This window comes from Saccharospirillaceae bacterium (genome assembly GCA_022448365.1).
Classification (GTDB): domain Bacteria; phylum Pseudomonadota; class Gammaproteobacteria; order Pseudomonadales; family Oceanobacteraceae; genus Bacterioplanoides.
Genome location: JAKVCS010000001.1, coordinates 273,458 through 290,030, shown reverse-complemented (window position 1 = coordinate 290,030; position 16,573 = coordinate 273,458). Strand labels below are relative to the sequence as shown.

Genomic DNA, 16,573 nt, shown 5'->3' with positions numbered 1-16,573 from the left:
TTACTAAAACGAGTTTTCTGTGCTGTCACTGTTTGCGAGTGATTTTTGTCTGTGAATATCGACGTGCGGCATGATGTTATCTCGCAAGTCGGTTGGATAATCCAATCGGCTTTTGTACCTTAGAAGACGACAGAAGTAAGTTATTTATTTGCAAAGTTATTAGCAACACTGTGTTTCGTATTTAGGACAAAGCAATTGTTTTCCTGATTCCAGTATACTGCGCGCTTTGCCGTAAAATTAGGGTGATATCCGGTAATGATGTTAGTGCAGTTGAAGCAGGTTGAACTGGCGTTTGGTGATCATGTGCTGTTCGATAAAATTGATGCTGAAATTCACTCCGGTGAGCGTGTCTGTATCGTTGGTCGAAATGGTGCAGGTAAATCGACGCTGTTAAAAGTACTCAGTGGTGACGTGATTCCCGACGATGGCTCTGTCGTTCGTCGGGATATGTTACGGGTAGCGGTATTGCAGCAGGAACTCCCACAGGCAACAGACTCACCGGTATACGACGTGGTAGCCGACGGTCTCGGCGAGTTAGGCCATGCCATTGCGTTGTATCACGATGAAACTGCGAAAGGTGAGGCGGCCGATCTGAAGGTATTGGAAAAACTGCAGAATCAGATCGAAGCCGCAGATGGCTGGAGCTGGCAGCAGAAAGTGGATGCCATTATTCAGAAGCTCAATCTTCCTGGGGAAGCCAGTTTTGCGTCCCTTTCCGGGGGCTGGCAACGTCGTGTCATGCTGGCCCGTGCGTTGGTGGTTGAACCGGAATTGTTGATTCTCGATGAGCCAACGAACCATATGGATGTTCCTACGATCGAATGGCTGGAGGAGCAGTTAAAGCAATTCAATGGCTCTCTGGTCTTTATCAGTCACGACCGGGCATTCGTGCAGAATCTTTCAACGCGGATTTTTGATCTGGATCGCGGTCACATTTATGAATGGCGTGGTGATTACCAGAGCTTTATCGGTCACCGTGAGAAACGTCTGGAAGACGAAGCAGCACAGAATGCTTTGTTTGATAAGCGGCTGGCAGAGGAAGAGAAGTGGATTCGCCAGGGGATTAAAGCGCGCCGAACCCGTAATGAAGGTCGTGTAGAGCGACTGAAAGAAATGCGGAAAGATCGCAAAGCTCGCCGAGAAGTGAGCGGCACAGCGAACCTCAACCTGGGGCAGGCGGAAAGCTCCGGGAAAATGGTGTTCGAAATTCAGAACCTTTCGTATGCCTGGCAGAAAGCAACGGGTGAATCGGTGCCACAGGTGGACGATTTCACAACCAATGTATTGCGTGGCGATCGTATTGGTTTGGTTGGTCCCAATGGTGTTGGAAAAAGTACATTACTGAAGTTGCTGTTGGGCAAACTCGAACCACAGCAAGGCAAAATCAAAGTCGGAACCAAACTGGAAGTTGCCTATTTTGACCAGGCTCGTCATCAGTTAGACGAAGAAAAATCGATTGCTGATAACGTTGCTGATGGCAAAGATCATGTGATCGTTAATGGCAACTCGCGTCATATTATCGGCTACCTGGGTGATTTTTTGTTTTCAGGTGAGCGAGCGCGGACGCCGGTCAAGGCACTGTCTGGCGGTGAGCGTAACCGGGTTTTACTGGCGAAGTTATTCCTGAAACCCTGCAACCTGCTGGTAATGGATGAACCGACCAACGACTTGGATGTGGAGACGCTGGAATTGTTGGAAGAACGGTTGCTGGAATACAACGCCACATTGTTGCTGGTGAGTCACGATCGTGCCTTTATTGATAATGTCGTAACGCAGCTCTGGGTGTTTGGCCAAAATGGTCAGATAGACGAGCAAGTGGGCGGCTATAGCGACTGGCAGGAACGCAAACTCGCATTGGAAAAACAGTTCGTTAAGCCGACTGCGCAGAAGACTGTTGCAAAGTCGGCGGAATCGGTGAAAGAAACAGCTTCCGAGCCTGCGTCTCAGAAAAAGAAACTCAGCTATAAACTGCAACGCGAGTTGGACAGCCTGCCTGATCAGATTGCAGAAATCGAAGCTGAGCGAGATGCGCTGCTAGAACAAAGTAATGCGGCGGATTTTTATGCCGGTGATGCTGAGAGAGTTCAGACGGTATTGGCTCAGTTGGCGGAACAAGAAGCAAAGCTTGAGCAGCTGGAAGAGCGCTGGCTTGAGCTTGAGGAGATGACAGAATGACCTGGTTCATCATCGCGGGTGTGGTCATGGCGATTATGGGATCGGTATTCTGGCTCAAACCCAGTGCCCGCGATGCTCGTCTGGCGGACTTGCGCTTTAATGCCATTCGCAGCGGTATACAGGTGCGTCAGTTTACTTTTAAGCCTGATGCCGCCAAAACCGGTGTGCGGGACGATATAACCGCGACCAGTTATACCTGGCTGAAAAAAGCGACTTCTCACGAAGATGTCTCAGGCGGTGCATTGCAATTCAGTGTAGTGCGTCAACCGGCCTGGGATCAGGAGTTCCTGCCGGAAGGATTAAGCTGGCATCATAAAGGTGACGAGGCGCTCGCCAGTCAACATGCCGATAAGCTTGCAGCACTGCTGCCCGATTTGTCCGATGAGCTGTTAATGCTTGAAGTGTATGAGCGACGGGTGCTGATGATGACGGCCGAGAAGCAAGGTGCTAATGCTGAACAATACCTGGCCTTTTTACAGGCGCTGTTGCCTTCGGACTAACTGAAGCCGGATCTGATGTATGAGTAATCCAAGTATTATTGTGGATCTTGCCATCTCTGCGGATGAATATCTGAGGTTTTACCAAGGCTCGGCCAAGCTGGTCAGCGCAATTGCGACCGACGGGCGCCGGGTGCAATTCCCGGCCAATATTCTGCAGAAGATGGTCACCCGGGAGGGAGTCTACGGTCGTTTTATTATCGAATTTAATGGTGAGGGTAAGTTTCAGCAGATACAGCGTATCGGTTGAGCGGAATGCCAGCTCTGGCAGTTCTTCATCATTTTTATTTTCCCTGCATAAGATCATCTACATCTGCCGTTGGCTTGCGTATAATGCCGCGCAATTCAACAACTGTGGCTTATGAGAGGTAGAAAATGGCGGATTGGTACAGCCTGACCCGGCAACTGTTTTTTCGTTTAAGTGGTGAAACCTCCCATGAGCTGGGGTTGGACTTACTGGGGGCTGGTGAGCGCCTGGGTTTATTGCAGTATATGGCGCCCCAGGTGGCGGGTTTGCCAACTACCGTAGCGGGTATCGAATTTCCGAACCCGGTTGGTCTGGCCGCGGGTCTGGATAAAAACGGTGACTATATCGATGCCTTTGCCCGCTTAGGTTTCGGCTTTATCGAAATCGGTACCATTACCCCTCGTCCTCAGCCGGGTAATCCTAAGCCACGTTTGTTCCGTATTCCGGAGCGTCGCGCAATCATCAATCGTATGGGTTTCAACAATAAAGGTGTTGATCATCTGGTTGAGCAGGTGAAAAAGGCGAAGTATGACGGTGTTCTGGGAATCAACATCGGTAAGAACTTTGATACGCCGGTTGAAAACGCCACTTCTGATTACCTGATTTGTCTGGAAAAGGTTTACCAGTACGCCACTTACATCACGGTTAATATCTCGTCTCCGAATACGCCCGGATTGCGCACGTTGCAATACGGTGATGCGTTAAAAGAACTGCTTGAGCCGATTAAAAAACGCCAGAAAGAACTGGCGGAAGAACACGGCTATAAGCCGGTGTTTGTAAAAATTGCACCAGATATGGACGAAAATGAAGTTGAAATGGTTGCCCAAACTCTGATCGATACCGAGGTCGACGGTGTGATTGCTACCAATACCACGCTCTCTCGTGACGGTGTAGAAGGTTTGAAGCATGGTGAAGAAGCGGGTGGTTTGAGTGGTGCACCGGTTGAAGAGCTGGCAACGGAAACTGTCGAGCGATTGGTAAAAGCGCTCGACGGTAAATTACCTGTGATTGGCGTTGGCGGCATCGTTAATGGCAAAGGTGCGGTCGAAAAAATGGACGCTGGTTCTCAGTTGGTTCAGATTTACTCAGGCTTTATTTACCGGGGACCCGAACTGGTTGGTGAATGTGTTGATGCCATTGCGGCGATGAAATAAGGCGGGTTCGATAGAAATAAAAAGCCCGGCGCTTTAGCCGGGCTTAACCTCCCTGGAGAGGAGGTGTGGTTTTTTAACGGCAGAGCCGTGGGTCGCTAAACAGCGATTTTATGAACTCCAGAAACGCCGGTGTAACCATCCCAGTGGTCAGCACGGCCAGAACGCCATCCGGCTAGCCAGGCATCGCGCTGGGTGCCCATAGGGGCAAGATCTTTTGAACGGCGCTCGACACCTGCGCGATAACCTCGTGCAAAAGCTCTTTCCTGCATGTCGCGTTTCTGTTTTTTCATACTTAGCATCCTCGCTATATTGGAAACGATGATCCGGTAAAAACTCACCGGACGGCTATTTTTGTACCGCGAGCGGTGCGTAATGTTAATGAACAATTTTTTATAAGCAGCGGCGGTCTTGCTGCTACAAACTATTTGACGAGATGGGTTTTATCACCATGCAGAATGAGTCACCGGTACCAAAAATGCGCTGGTTAGCGGCTTGCCCTAAAGGAATTGAACCTTTGCTTGCGGCTGAAATCAGGGACTTAGGTGGTGAAGTTGAACGAGAAACCCACTTGGGGGTGTTGTGGCTGGGCGATTTGCAAACCGCTTATCGCTTCTGTTTGTGGACACGCCTGGCGAGCAGATTGTTGTTTCCGTTACATGAAAGTCAGGTAGACAATGTCGACCAACTTTATGAGGTGGCGCGTGACGTAGACTGGCAAACCGTATTCCCGGTGGGTGCTTCGTTTCGCATCGACTTTCATGGCAAAACTGACTTCGTCCGTAACACTCAGTTTGGCGCTCAGCGGGTAAAAGATGGCATCGTTGATTGTTTCCGCGATGAATTGGGGGCGCGGCCCTCTGTGGACAAAGACGGTGATGTACGAATCGAGGCGCAACTGCGCAAAGGTAAACTGGCGCTGTACTTCAACGTCAGCGGTGACAGTTTGCATCGTCGTGGCTATCGTCTGCAGCCAGGTAAAGCACCGCTAAAAGAAAACCTGGCGGCGGCTATCCTGATTCGTTCAGGTTGGCCGGAAACGTTGAAAGAAGGTGGCCATCTGGCAGACCCAATGTGTGGTTCCGGTACATTGCTTATCGAGGCAGGCATGATGGCAGCGGATATCGCTCCGGGTCTGAATCGCCAGAAATGGGGCTTCGAACGCTGGCAGCGCCACAACCGGAAGATGTGGATTGAGCTGGTTGAAGAAGCTCGTCAGCGTCGCACCGATGGCCTCGTGGCAATGACTAGTCGTTTATACGGGTTTGATATCGATCCTGAACAATTAAACGCTGCGAATAAAAACCTCGAACGTTCCGGTCTAAAAGACAAAGTACACCTGGAGCGTCGTTCGATTGAAAACCTGCGTATTCAGAAAGAAACCGCTGAGCAAGGCGGTATGGTGGTGTGTAATCCGCCTTACGGTGAACGCTTGAGCGAATTGCCGCAGCTGGCGCCGTTGTATCAGGATTTTAATGACGCCACCCTGCGTTTGTTACCGCATTGGAAATTGGCGGTATTCACCGGCAATACGGATTTATCAAAAAGTATTCGTCGCCCATTGGATAAACAATACCGCTTTATGAACGGTAAAATTCAGACACGTTTATTGGTATTGGGCCCAGCGGATGAGAAGTCTTCAGCACCAGCGCCAAGCCGCATTCGTGGACCGGTGGAAGCTTTCGCTAATCGACTGAAAAAGAATTTAAAGCCGCTGAATAAATGGGCAAAGCGTGAGAACATTCATGCTTACCGCATTTATGACGCTGATATCCCGGAATATGCAGTGGCGGTTGATTTGTATCGCGATTTTAATTCAGAAGCTGAATGGCTGCATGTTCAGGAATACGTTCCACCAAAATCCATTGATGAAGAAAAAGCCGAACGCCGTTTATTGGATGTGTTAGCCGCGCTGCCGGAAGTGACCGGTGTAGCAGCTGAGCAGATTATTTTAAAGCGCCGTGAACGCCAGTCGGGTAAGCGTCAGTATGAAAAACAGCAGGACGTTGAATCTCGTCGTTTTGAGGTGATTGAAGGTCAGGCTAAGGTTTTGGTGAATCTGAAAGATTACCTGGATACCGGCTTATTCCTCGATCATCGTCCGACTCGCCTGGATATTGCCAAGCGTTGTGCGGCAATGCCACAAAGTTCTCGTATGCTGAACCTGTTCTGTTACACCGCAGTGGGCTCATTGCATGCGGCCATTGCCGGAGCAAAAACCACCAGTGTTGATATGTCGCGAACCTATCTCAATTGGGGAAAAGCTAATTTTAGCGCTAACGATTTAGCCATCAGCGATCACGAATTTATTCAGGCCGATTGTATGCAGTGGCTTAAAGATGCTGCGCAGGATGCTGACGCAAAATACGATTTGATCTTTATGGATCCGCCCACTTTCTCCAACTCGAAGCGAATGGAGGGTGTGCTTGATGTTCAGCGTGATCATGTGCAGTTAATTCAGGATGCCATGGTGTTATTAAAATCAGACGGTCTGTTAATCTTCTCAAATAATTACCGCAAGTTTGACATTGATAACGACGCGTTAGCTGCTTTTGATATTGATAACGTCAGTCACAAATCGGTTCCGCAAGATTTTGCTCGTCGTAAGAACATTCATATGTGTTTTCATATTCGCCACAAAGCGTCTTGAGTAATTTTAGAGTACGGTCGCAGGCGACTAACGTTACTGGTAATGCAGACCTGTGACACAACTATTCCCTGGGTTATCTCAGGGAATTTGTAATCTTGATGAATATCCATTCTGATCGGTAATGATGTATTTCGCTGCGCTCGGTCAAGGGGGCATATTTTGGAACTGAGCTGGGAATTTCTGGCATTGCTGGCCGCTATTGCTGTTGCTGCCGGATTTATCGATGCCGTTGCTGGTGGTGGTGGTCTGTTGACGATTCCCGCGTTGTTATTTGCTGGTGTGCCGCCGGTACAGGCAATTGCTACCAATAAACTGCAAGCGTGTTTTGGCAGTTTTACCGCTAGCCGGTTTTTTATTCGCGAAGGTTTGGTGTCACCTTCAAGACAAAAATGGGCAATTGTTGCCACCGCAATTGGTGCAGTGATCGGGGCTATTGCGATTCAGCTGTTTGATAGTGAGTTGCTGGTGCGCGCTATGCCATTTGGTTTGATGGCGATTGCGGTGTATTTATTATTCGCTCGGAATTTTGGTCAGGGAACAGGGAAGGCGAAACTCCAAGAAGGCCCGTTTAACGCAACCGTCGCCGGTGGAGTAGGTATTTATGATGGCTTCTTTGGCCCTGGCACCGGAACCTTCTTCAGTCTCGGTTACAGTAAACTGCGTGGCATGAATCTGGTTGATGCAACAGCCCATGCCAAGTTGCTGAACTTCACCACCAATGTTGTCTCACTGGTGGTATTTATCGCCTCTGGGCAGATTCTGTTTCAGATTGGCCTGGCGATGGCTGTTGGTCAGGCAATCGGTGCACGTTTAGGCGCCGCAGCAGCGTTAAAGCAAGGCGTCGATTTTATTCGTTACATGACGGTAGCCGTATGCATCGCCATGAGTGTGAGTTTGCTGGTGCGCTGAAATCAGCATAAATAGACGTGGAGAATTAGGTACTTGTTTGCGCAAGCCATTACAGGTGATCTTTTCTCGTTTTTAGCCCAGCACAAGTCGTCTGGTCATAATTAGTTGATTTTGAGCACTATGGCAGTGTGTTAATGGCAATCGGACATTCGTGGCTTTCCTGATTATTTGTATCTAATAATCAATCATTTGTGAATATCAATCTTCTGAACCCTTATATGCTGGTATTTTCATCAGCAGCGGAGGAGTCTAATGAATTCGGCCATTGATTATTCGGTTCAGGGCAGTGTTGCAGTTTTTACCATGATGACCGCCGAGAATCGTCATAATCCCGATTTTTTGTTCAGTTTTCACGAACACCTGGACACAGTGGAAAAAAATCAGAGCATTGGTGCGGTTGTTCTAACTTCAGCATCGAAAAAGAACTGGTCATTAGGGATTGATCTGGAGTGGATGGCTGATCCGGAAAATGATGCGTCAGATAACGCTCAGTTTATGAGTGATGTGACCGGTTTACTTAAACGTATGATCAATTACCCGGTGCCCATTATTGCGGCATTGAACGGGCACACGTTTGGCAATGGTTCGGTTCTGGCCTGCGCCTGTGACTTTCGTTTTATGAAATCAGATAAGGGCTTTTTCTGCTTCCCCGAAGTGGATGTGTTTGTACCCTTCTTTCCGTCTATGTTCCCGCTGATTAACAAAGCCATTCCGCAGGCTTTCTTTAACCGTCTGGCGATGACTGGAGAGCGTGTTGGTGCGCAACAACTGCTGGCCAATCAGGTAGTGGAAGCCATTTTTGATGATGAACAGGCATTATTCGATGGTGCCATGAATTTTGCTTCTGAGTTGAAAAAGAACCGTTGGATTTATGGGTAGAATAAATCTCAGATGAATAAACACATTACCGCTGCCATGGATCATGAAGATCCTGAATTCATTGAAAAAATGAGCGTTATACTCACGAATCTGATGCAAAAAAATAAGATGTAGATCCTTTATTGCAGATTGCGCTGCATTTTGCAGTTATTTTTGATTTGCTATTCATCATACGAATATTCAGCGATATTAATCGATTTAGTCAGGCATAGTTTATGCAACCTCTGAATACCAGGTTATTGGAGCGGCGGCATGAATACCTTTTTGAAAGAACTTCCTTTGTTAAGGTTATTGCTGTTCTTCTCAGTGATGGTAACTGCAATGGTGTGTGCTGATCCGGGATTATCGAACTGGATCAATTCTCTGGCATATGACTTGAAAGAGGGGGACCCGATTGGCCCACGCATTGTTATCCTGTTCTTTACATCAGCTCTGGTTAGTTTACCGTTGCTAGTAAGTGCTCTGTGGCTGCGTTTATCGCTGTTTCTATTATTTGTCATCAGTGTGACCATCGGCGTCAGCTTTCGACTTATTAATGGGCAATTCTCGGCGTGGGAGGCAACGTTATTCCTTAATGAACTGAGTTTTGCTGGCGACGCGATTAATGAGTTTTTACCGGAAATCGCTCAAGCTCTGGCTTTTAGTGTGTTTGCTGCCAGTCTGTTATGGCTGACCAGGCCCAGTATTCGGCTGTCGGTCCCATTGCAGGTTCTGTTGTTTTTACCGCTGACTCTTCCTGTCGTATATTTGCACATTGCCAAGGGTGGTTATTGGATTACGCATTTTGCAATGTCGCTAAAGGTCCCATCATCGCTGTATTTTGCAGCCCAACAGACGATTTACCAGGGTGACAGAGACGATCCCCGAATCATTGCAACCCAGCCAGTCAATTATAATATCTTACTGATAGTGGATGAGAGTATTCGCGGCGACTGGTTATCGATTAACAATCCTTATTCCTCAACTACGCCGTACCTTGAGCGATTGGTCTCTGATTCGGATTGGAGTAATTTTGGAGTGGTGAGTTCAATGTCGAATTGTTCGGCATCGGCGAACCTGCTGTTACGCAGTGGTGTTTCTGAGACAGCACTACCGGAGAAATCGGAGCGTTTATTTAAAGACGCTAATATATTTCAGTATGCCAGCGCAGCTGGTTTTGAAACGCATTATTTTGATGGGCAAGTAAAGGGTAAGCGGTTAAATAACTATTTTACCCGTCATGAAATTAACTCCATTAATCAATATAAAGCGTTTCGAAATCTACATAAGCTAGCCGATGAAGAAGTAGATCAGCATATGGCTGTTAACGCTGTCAAAGCCATAGATCGGGCTCAATCTCCAGTATTTATTTACATGAATAAAGTGGGTACACATTTCCCATATGAGTTGACTTATCCGAGAGTTCAGCAAAATGAACATGACGGCAAGGCAGATCACTACCGTAAAGCGTTAACTTGGAGCGTTGATCATTTTATGCAAGTGCTGGTTGAAGGCTTGCGATCGCTGCATGAGCCCAGCCTTATTTTTTATACCTCTGATCATGGCCAGGGGTTGGGAGAGATGAATATTCGTTCGACGCATTGTTTACCCCAGCAGGTACCTGATGTACAGGCCAGAGTACCCTTGCTCGTCGGTGCGATAAATATGACACTGGATAAACAATGGCGACCCTCAGGTGGTGAATACTCACAATTTCAGTTATTTCCCAGTGTTATCAAATCCATGGGGCTGACGATTGATATGCCGGATATGGATCCGGACTTAACGAGGCCATGGCAGGGGCAACGGCTATTTTTATCTGGAGATATAACCGGGCGTGGGCAACTTAGCCGTAATCCCTTTGATTATCAACCTGAGGGGGAGATGGCACGACAATAGTCAACTTGAGTTAAGTAAAGACGGGTGCCCCCTGGGTATCGTTGTCTAAACCATCATAGAGCACCGTTTAAATCCGAATCGGTAAATAAGTACGATAACGTTTGACCCGCGGGTCACACGAAGCGGGCCTATAATCATAGAAAACAGTGACGAGAGATTCAGTTTTACGCACACGCTGAAGCTGATGTTATATGACAGCCGTCGTCGCCAATGGCGTAATGGCTTCATTCCGTCACGGTTCGACCGGATCGTGTAAAGATGCAGCAAATTCCCTTTGTCAATCGTCAGGTAATCGGGGTTTTATCGCCAGTTCAGTACCCATAATTTAATGAGTTATCTGAGGGCGATAACACATCATCATCCATGGCTGTAAAAGCCTGACGACCAGGATGATAAATCGGCATCCATCCTTCGGTGTTATGTTGCTTTTGGTATCCAGTTTTAAACGGCTTCAGGTCAGGCTTTCCGTACTTTAATTTTACGACCCTTAATGCGGCTTTGCTGCAGGTGCTCCAGCGCAAATCTGGCCTGGTCGCGTTCAACCGCCACATAGGCAACGTAATCCAATACATCAATCTTACCAACAGTTTTGCCGTCAATCCCCCCGTTGTTGGTTAATGCTCCGAGAATATCGCCCGGGCGAAGCTTATCTTTTCGCCCGGCCTGTAAGCACAGGCTGACGTATGGCATTGGCGTGATCGTCGTTGCCTGCTCTGCAGTTAATTCCTGTTCGACGTGTAAATCACCTGCAGGGTGTTCATTAATTGCATCCGTTTTATATTGCTCTTTGTCCGTGGCAATACTGATAGCAATACCGGATTTATCTGCACGGCCAGTACGGCCAATGCGGTGAGCGTATACGTCAGTATCGCGTGGTAAATCAAAATTGATCACATATTCCAGATCATCGACATCCAGTCCTCGAGCAGCTACATCGGTGGCAATTAAGAAATTAGCGCTTTGTTGTTTGAAGCGAATTAACACACGATCACGATCTTTCTGATCCATATCACCTTGCAGTGGCATAGCGCTGCAGCGTAAATCCTGTAGCGCTTGAGCAACTTCGTGTACAACCTGTTTGGTATTACAGAAAATCACGGCTTGCTGAATATCAAAATAACTCAGAACTTTTTTCAGGGTTTCAATTTTTTCTGAACGCGGGCAGATAAATAACTGTTGCTGAATCTTTTTCTGGTCGTGAGTATCAGCAATACGAATAGACTCTGGCTGGTATTGTAAGTGCTTACTCAGCTGTTCGATATTGTCCGGATAGGTTGCTGAAAAAAGCAGAGTCTGACGTTGTTCCGGGGTATGAGCGGCAATATCTTCGATATCATCACGGAAGCCCATGTCCAGCATACGGTCTGCTTCGTCCAGCACCAGCGTTTTAATCTGATCGATTTTTAACGTGTTTTTGCGCAGGTGATCTTTAATTCGACCTGGTGTGCCCACTACAATATGAGCACCATGTGACAAAGATCCGATTTGCGGACCAATCGGTTGGCCACCTGATAAAATGACTACTTTGATATTGGCGATATGACGCGCTAACTTTCGGGCTTCCTGCGCAACCTGAGTTGCCAGCTCACGGGTAGGGCACAATACCAACGCTTGTACGCCAAAGAATCGAGGATTAATTTTATCCAGAATTGCCAGAGAGAATGCAGCTGTTTTTCCACTGCCGGTTTTTGCCTGAGCAATAACGTCTTTCCCGGCCAATGCCAGGGGCAATGCCTGCGCCTGAATATCGGTCATCGATTGATAACCCATATTATTCAGGTTATCGATTTGTGCCTTACTGATATTTAAATTCTTAAAATTAGACATAATTTGATTTCTATCTTGGGTTCTCAGTCAGGCTTGAATTTTACGTACTAATACAACGCCGGTTTCGATATGGTCGGTGTAAGGAAACTGATCGAACAAAGCAAAACGCTTGATTTCGTGAGTTTCAGTCAATACTGCGAGGTTGCGTTCAAGTGTATTGGGATTACAGGAGATGTAAATTATATTGTTATACTGCTGAACCTGTTTAACCGACTCGTCGTCCAGCCCTGCACGCGGTGGGTCAACTAATACGGTCTGGAAATCGTAGCTACTCAGATCGATATCCTTTAACCGGGTAAACTGACGCTCTCCGCGCAGAGCCTGAACAAACTCTTCGCTCGACAACCGAGCAATGATTAAATTCTCTATGTTATTGGCGCGTATATTTTCTTGCGCAGCGTGGACCGATGTTTTTGAAATTTCTGTCGCCAATACGCGCTGATATTTATTGGCCAAGGCAACTGAGAAGTTGCCGTTACCACAATACAGCTCTAATAGATCACCAGAAAATCCATCGGAAGCATGACGCGCCCAGCTCAGCATTTTCTGGTTCATTTCACCGTTAGGTTGGGTGAAGCCACCTTCGATTTGGCGGTAAGAATACTGTTCGCCATCGACATTCAATACCTCGGTCACATAATCACGTTCCAGTACCCGTTTCTGCTTTCTTGAACGGCCAATAATCGGATATCCCAGTTGTTGTTGCAGTTTTTCTGCCTCTGAATGCCATTCTTCATCCAGCTTCTTATGGTAGATCAGAGTAATCAACGCATCACCGCTGAGCGTTGTAAGAAATTCCACCTGAAACAGCTGACGGCGCAACAACTCATTCGGAGTGATCGCTTTCAACAGCTCTGTCATCAGATGGTTGATTAACTGACTGGCAATCGGAAATTCCAGAACTTCGTATTTTTTACTTTTATCGCCCGGCTCACTCATGGCGTAAAAGCAGCGGTCACCCTCGTGCCACAGCCGGAATTCGGCACGCAAGCGGAAGTGTTTGGGGGCACTGGCGTACACCTCCAATTCTGGTACCTGAAAATCTTCAAACAACTGGCGTAAGCATTCCGCTTTAGCATCTAGTAGGGCAGGGTATTGATCCGGGTTTACCTGATGTTGGTAAATTTCGATATTAGCCATGATGTTTGCTGTGCTCGCGCTGTAATACTACTTGAATCAGAGGGGCGGCCATTATACGGATTGTAGCGGTGACTGCATCTGATTCCGGAATTGAACAAAGAATAGTCAGGGATGACCGTGTATTGCACAATTACCTTCAATTCGTGGGTTGGTTGGGGATATTGTCATTTCGGCCAATGCTAGTCTCCAGTGACGCGATAAGGTGGATGCCTAATCATAAAATACTGAATAATCCCGGGTTCTTGCCATCGTGTTTGTGTATAGAGAGGAGTGGCGTTATGAGTGATGTTCTTGAACAGTTGATTGAGCTGTTGCGGCTCGAGTCGATCGGTGTGAATCGCTTTCGTGGTCAGAGCCAGGACCTTGGATTCCGCCACCTCTTTGGTGGCCAGGTCTTAGGACAAAGTTTGTCTGCCGCGATTCAGACGCTAGATCAGCAAGACTGGAATCCACATTCTTTGCATGCCTACTTTCTGCGGCCAGGCAGTGTATCCGACCCAATCGAATTTGAAGTGGATGTGCTGCGCGATGGCCGCTCATTTGCTTCGCGACAGATTAAGGCCAGTCAGAATGGCAAAGCCATTCTGACGATGATGGCATCGTTCCAGCATCCGGAAGAGGGGTTCGATCATCAGGCTGCTATGCCACAAGTTGAGGGCCCGAAAGGCATTCCTTCGCAGCTGGAATTGACCCGCATGTTTCAGGAACACTTTCCGGAGCGTTTACGCGATATCTATACCGCCGACAAACCGATTGAAATTCGTGTGCTGAATCCGGTGAATATCTTCGCTCCGCAGAAAACCGAACCGGTTAAGTACGCCTGGATGCGAGCAGATGCGCCAATAGACGGCGATTTCAATCAGCATGCGCGGGTATTGGCCTATGCCAGTGATTTCAATCTGATCACGACGGCTTTGCAGCCGCACGGTGTTTCCGTCGCTCAGAAAGACATGCAGGTTTCCAGTTTAGATCACAGCGTCTGGTTTCACCGTCCGTTTCGTATGGATGAGTGGTTGCTGTATGCCATCGATAGCCCGAATGCGGGTCGCGCTCGCGGCTTCTGCCGTGGCCAGATCTTTAATCAGCAGGGTGAGTTGGTTGCGTCAGTGGCTCAGGAAGGGCTGATGCGTAAACGTGATATGCCCAAGGAAACATCATAGGTATCGTTATGATCCAATTAGTGCGCTACGCCATTCTGATGGCACAAAAACCCTGGCGTAAACGCCAAAGTCCGCTGCGAAACAGCGCCCATGTATTTCGGGTAATGCCCTGGGATTGCGATCTTAACCTGCACCTTACCAATGGCCGTTATCCCGTTTGGCTGGATCTGGTGCGGACCCGCTTTTTTATCGAAATCGGTGCGGTTCCATTGTTTATCAAGCAAGGTTGGCGGTCGGTACTGGCCAGCCAAACGTTGACGTTTATTCGTGAAATAAAACCGTTTGCAAAAGTTGATGTTCATAGCCAGGTATTGCACTGGGATCGTAAATATCTCTATATCGAACATCGCTTCCTGGTAGACGGAAAGCTTCATGCGTCGGCGTTGGCTAGGATAGCCATGTTGCATGATCGTAAGGTTCGATCTTTTTCGGTGATGTTGGAAGCCATTCATGGCAACACCCGACAATTTGAGCCACCGGCAGCACCGCCTCATGTGCAGGCGAAGATCGATTTATTGGATGCGAAAAAAGCACAGGCGGAGGTATTGTAATAACAATGTTAACAATGTTAACAAGGGTATCAGGTGATTTTTAACGGATCCTGACAGCTATTGTCAGTGTTTATCCGTAAACTGACTGAGTACACAGTTACTGAGGAATTAACATGGAAAATAATCAGCGCAGTTCTGGTTGTCAGCAGCAGGCGTGGGGAGATTGGTTATGCAACCGGGTACAGGAGTACCGTCGCTTCAGGAACCAAGGAAATCGTTTAAACGGATTTGCCAGCGTGCCGGGTCTACCGCCTGAACAATCTCATCCTGAACGCCAGGTCGCGCCAGGTCGATATATTCCACCGGCAGGTAACGACGGCTTTTAGCGTGATAAATGACTTTGACAATCGGTTGCCGCTGATCTCTTTCTCCGGCCTCCTGAACAATTGCCAGCCTCTCGCTTTTTAATTTTACGAGAGAGCCAACCGGGTAAATACCCATTGAGCGAATAAAACGGTGTACCAGTTTTTCTTCAAGATGGGTACCACTCCACTCCAGTAGTTTTTTCAGTGCGGCTGTTGGCGGAAGACCTTTGTGATAAACCCGGTCTGCGGTAATGGCATCATACACATCGGCAATGGCCACCATTTTCCCTTCTCGACAGATATCACATCCTTTCAGTCCCATTGGGTAACCACTGCCATCAATACGCTCATGATGTTGCGCCGCAATTTTCACAGTCAGATCTTTGATGCCCGGAGTTTGCTGCAGTAACTCTTTACTGAAGACCACGTGCTGACGCATCGCGGCAAATTCATCGTCGGTCAATTTGCCAGGTTTGTGCAAGACTTCGTCAGGAATAAGAACCTTACCGATATCATGCAACATGGCTCCCACCACCGCCTGGTGCATGGTTTCTCTGTCGAGTTTCATATCCCGGGCGAAAATACCCATTAACACGGCCAGATTAACGGAATGCTCCAGCAAATAGTTATCTTTCTGGCGGATGCGCCCAAGGCAGGCGAGAGCATTGTGGTTACGTAATACCGAATCGACCATCCTGTCTGCCAGTACATCAAACGCTTCAACGTCGATGGCTTTGCCGGTTTTTACATCATGCAGAACATTGGTCACCAGGCTTTTGGCTTCGTTATGAATTTTGCCTGCTTTGTGCATTTCCTCCTGTGCAGTTACCGAGTGTTGGTTGTCGGGCAGCAGGATATCAGCGGCACGATCGAGCGCTTGTTGATTATGGCGGGCGACTTCGTTTTCTGGCGTGGCATCGTCGACATCAAGGCCGCGGGCCGGGTCTATGTAGACTTCTTTGATGCCGCGGCGTACCAGCTCGTTGATGGTCGCCTGATCGGGAATGCGACCTTCCTTCTGATAGTTATGATGCGGAATCCAGTCGCAGTTGAGATCAGAGACATACATGTCGGGGCGTAGCTGATCTACCGATATCTTCTTTTTCATAGCCAGACGTAATGCTCATCGATGTTCGAAGTATAGACCTGACTCTGTCAGCTTGTGCGTTATTTCCTGACCTTTTTTGTGTCTATAGCGTGGGCT

General features: G+C 47.9%; 14 protein-coding genes. 10 read left to right on the top strand and 4 right to left on the bottom strand.

Features of this window, described 5'->3' with window-relative positions; all coding sequences use genetic code 11:
• Window positions 1-255 precede the first annotated feature (255 nt).
• The 4 genes from MK185_01275 to MK185_01260 all read left to right on the top strand — a co-directional run bounded on the left by MK185_01275 (window position 256) and on the right by MK185_01260 (window position 4,073).
• Window positions 256-2,175: an ATP-binding cassette domain-containing protein gene (locus tag MK185_01275; GenBank protein MCH2039254.1), complete on the top strand. Its 1,920-nt coding sequence runs from the start codon at window positions 256-258 to the stop codon at window positions 2,173-2,175.
• The gene (locus MK185_01270) at window positions 2,172-2,675 is read left to right on the top strand and encodes a hypothetical protein (GenBank protein ID MCH2039253.1); all 504 of its coding nucleotides are present in this window, start codon (window positions 2,172-2,174) and stop codon (window positions 2,673-2,675) included. Before MK185_01275 ends, MK185_01270 begins: the two co-directional genes overlap by 4 nt.
• A gap of 19 nt (window positions 2,676-2,694) precedes the next feature.
• Window positions 2,695-2,922, top strand: a complete 228-nt coding sequence (locus MK185_01265; protein MCH2039252.1) for a DUF2835 domain-containing protein — start codon at window positions 2,695-2,697, stop codon at window positions 2,920-2,922.
• Window positions 2,923-3,047: 125 nt separating this feature from the next.
• Window positions 3,048-4,073: a quinone-dependent dihydroorotate dehydrogenase gene (locus tag MK185_01260; GenBank protein ID MCH2039251.1), complete on the top strand. Its 1,026-nt coding sequence runs from the start codon at window positions 3,048-3,050 to the stop codon at window positions 4,071-4,073.
• A gap of 95 nt (window positions 4,074-4,168) precedes the next feature.
• On the opposite strand, the gene MK185_01255 is transcribed toward MK185_01260, so the two are convergent.
• Window positions 4,169-4,363 carry a ribosome modulation factor gene (locus tag MK185_01255; protein MCH2039250.1) on the bottom strand — a complete coding sequence of 65 codons (195 nt, stop codon included), beginning with the start codon at window positions 4,361-4,363 and terminating at the stop codon, window positions 4,169-4,171.
• A gap of 185 nt (window positions 4,364-4,548) precedes the next feature.
• Between MK185_01255 and rlmKL the strand changes: the two genes are divergently transcribed.
• The 4 genes from rlmKL to MK185_01235 all read left to right on the top strand — a co-directional run bounded on the left by rlmKL (window position 4,549) and on the right by MK185_01235 (window position 10,386).
• The gene (gene rlmKL / locus MK185_01250) at window positions 4,549-6,720 is read left to right on the top strand and encodes a bifunctional 23S rRNA (guanine(2069)-N(7))-methyltransferase RlmK/23S rRNA (guanine(2445)-N(2))-methyltransferase RlmL (protein MCH2039249.1); all 2,172 of its coding nucleotides are present in this window, start codon (window positions 4,549-4,551) and stop codon (window positions 6,718-6,720) included.
• A gap of 159 nt (window positions 6,721-6,879) precedes the next feature.
• Window positions 6,880-7,629 carry a TSUP family transporter gene (locus tag MK185_01245; protein MCH2039248.1) on the top strand — a complete coding sequence of 250 codons (750 nt, stop codon included), beginning with the start codon at window positions 6,880-6,882 and terminating at the stop codon, window positions 7,627-7,629.
• 252 nt (window positions 7,630-7,881) lie between these two features.
• Complete coding sequence (locus MK185_01240) at window positions 7,882-8,508, top strand: enoyl-CoA hydratase/isomerase family protein (GenBank protein MCH2039247.1); 627 nt, start codon at window positions 7,882-7,884, stop codon at window positions 8,506-8,508.
• 252 nt (window positions 8,509-8,760) lie between these two features.
• On the top strand, window positions 8,761-10,386 hold the full coding sequence (locus MK185_01235) for a sulfatase-like hydrolase/transferase (GenBank protein MCH2039246.1): 1,626 nt from the start codon (window positions 8,761-8,763) through the stop codon (window positions 10,384-10,386).
• Window positions 10,387-10,842: 456 nt separating this feature from the next.
• Here MK185_01235 and dbpA read toward each other — a convergent pair whose 3' ends face one another.
• Window positions 10,843-12,213, bottom strand: coding sequence for an ATP-dependent RNA helicase DbpA (gene dbpA / locus MK185_01230; GenBank protein MCH2039245.1), 1,371 nt, complete (start codon window positions 12,211-12,213; stop codon window positions 10,843-10,845).
• A 27-nt stretch (window positions 12,214-12,240) separates the two neighbouring features.
• The gene (gene trmA / locus MK185_01225) at window positions 12,241-13,353 is read right to left on the bottom strand and encodes a tRNA (uridine(54)-C5)-methyltransferase TrmA (protein MCH2039244.1); all 1,113 of its coding nucleotides are present in this window, start codon (window positions 13,351-13,353) and stop codon (window positions 12,241-12,243) included.
• 278 nt (window positions 13,354-13,631) lie between these two features.
• Here trmA and MK185_01220 point away from each other — a divergent pair, with 278 nt between their 5' ends.
• The gene (locus MK185_01220; protein ID MCH2039243.1) at window positions 13,632-14,513 is read left to right on the top strand and encodes an acyl-CoA thioesterase II; all 882 of its coding nucleotides are present in this window, start codon (window positions 13,632-13,634) and stop codon (window positions 14,511-14,513) included.
• Between the two features lie 8 nt (window positions 14,514-14,521).
• Window positions 14,522-15,064, top strand: coding sequence for a thioesterase family protein (locus MK185_01215; protein ID MCH2039242.1), 543 nt, complete (start codon window positions 14,522-14,524; stop codon window positions 15,062-15,064).
• A 198-nt stretch (window positions 15,065-15,262) separates the two neighbouring features.
• On the opposite strand, the gene MK185_01210 is transcribed toward MK185_01215, so the two are convergent.
• Window positions 15,263-16,477: an HD-GYP domain-containing protein gene (locus MK185_01210; GenBank protein ID MCH2039241.1), complete on the bottom strand. Its 1,215-nt coding sequence runs from the start codon at window positions 16,475-16,477 to the stop codon at window positions 15,263-15,265.
• Window positions 16,478-16,573 lie beyond the last annotated feature (96 nt).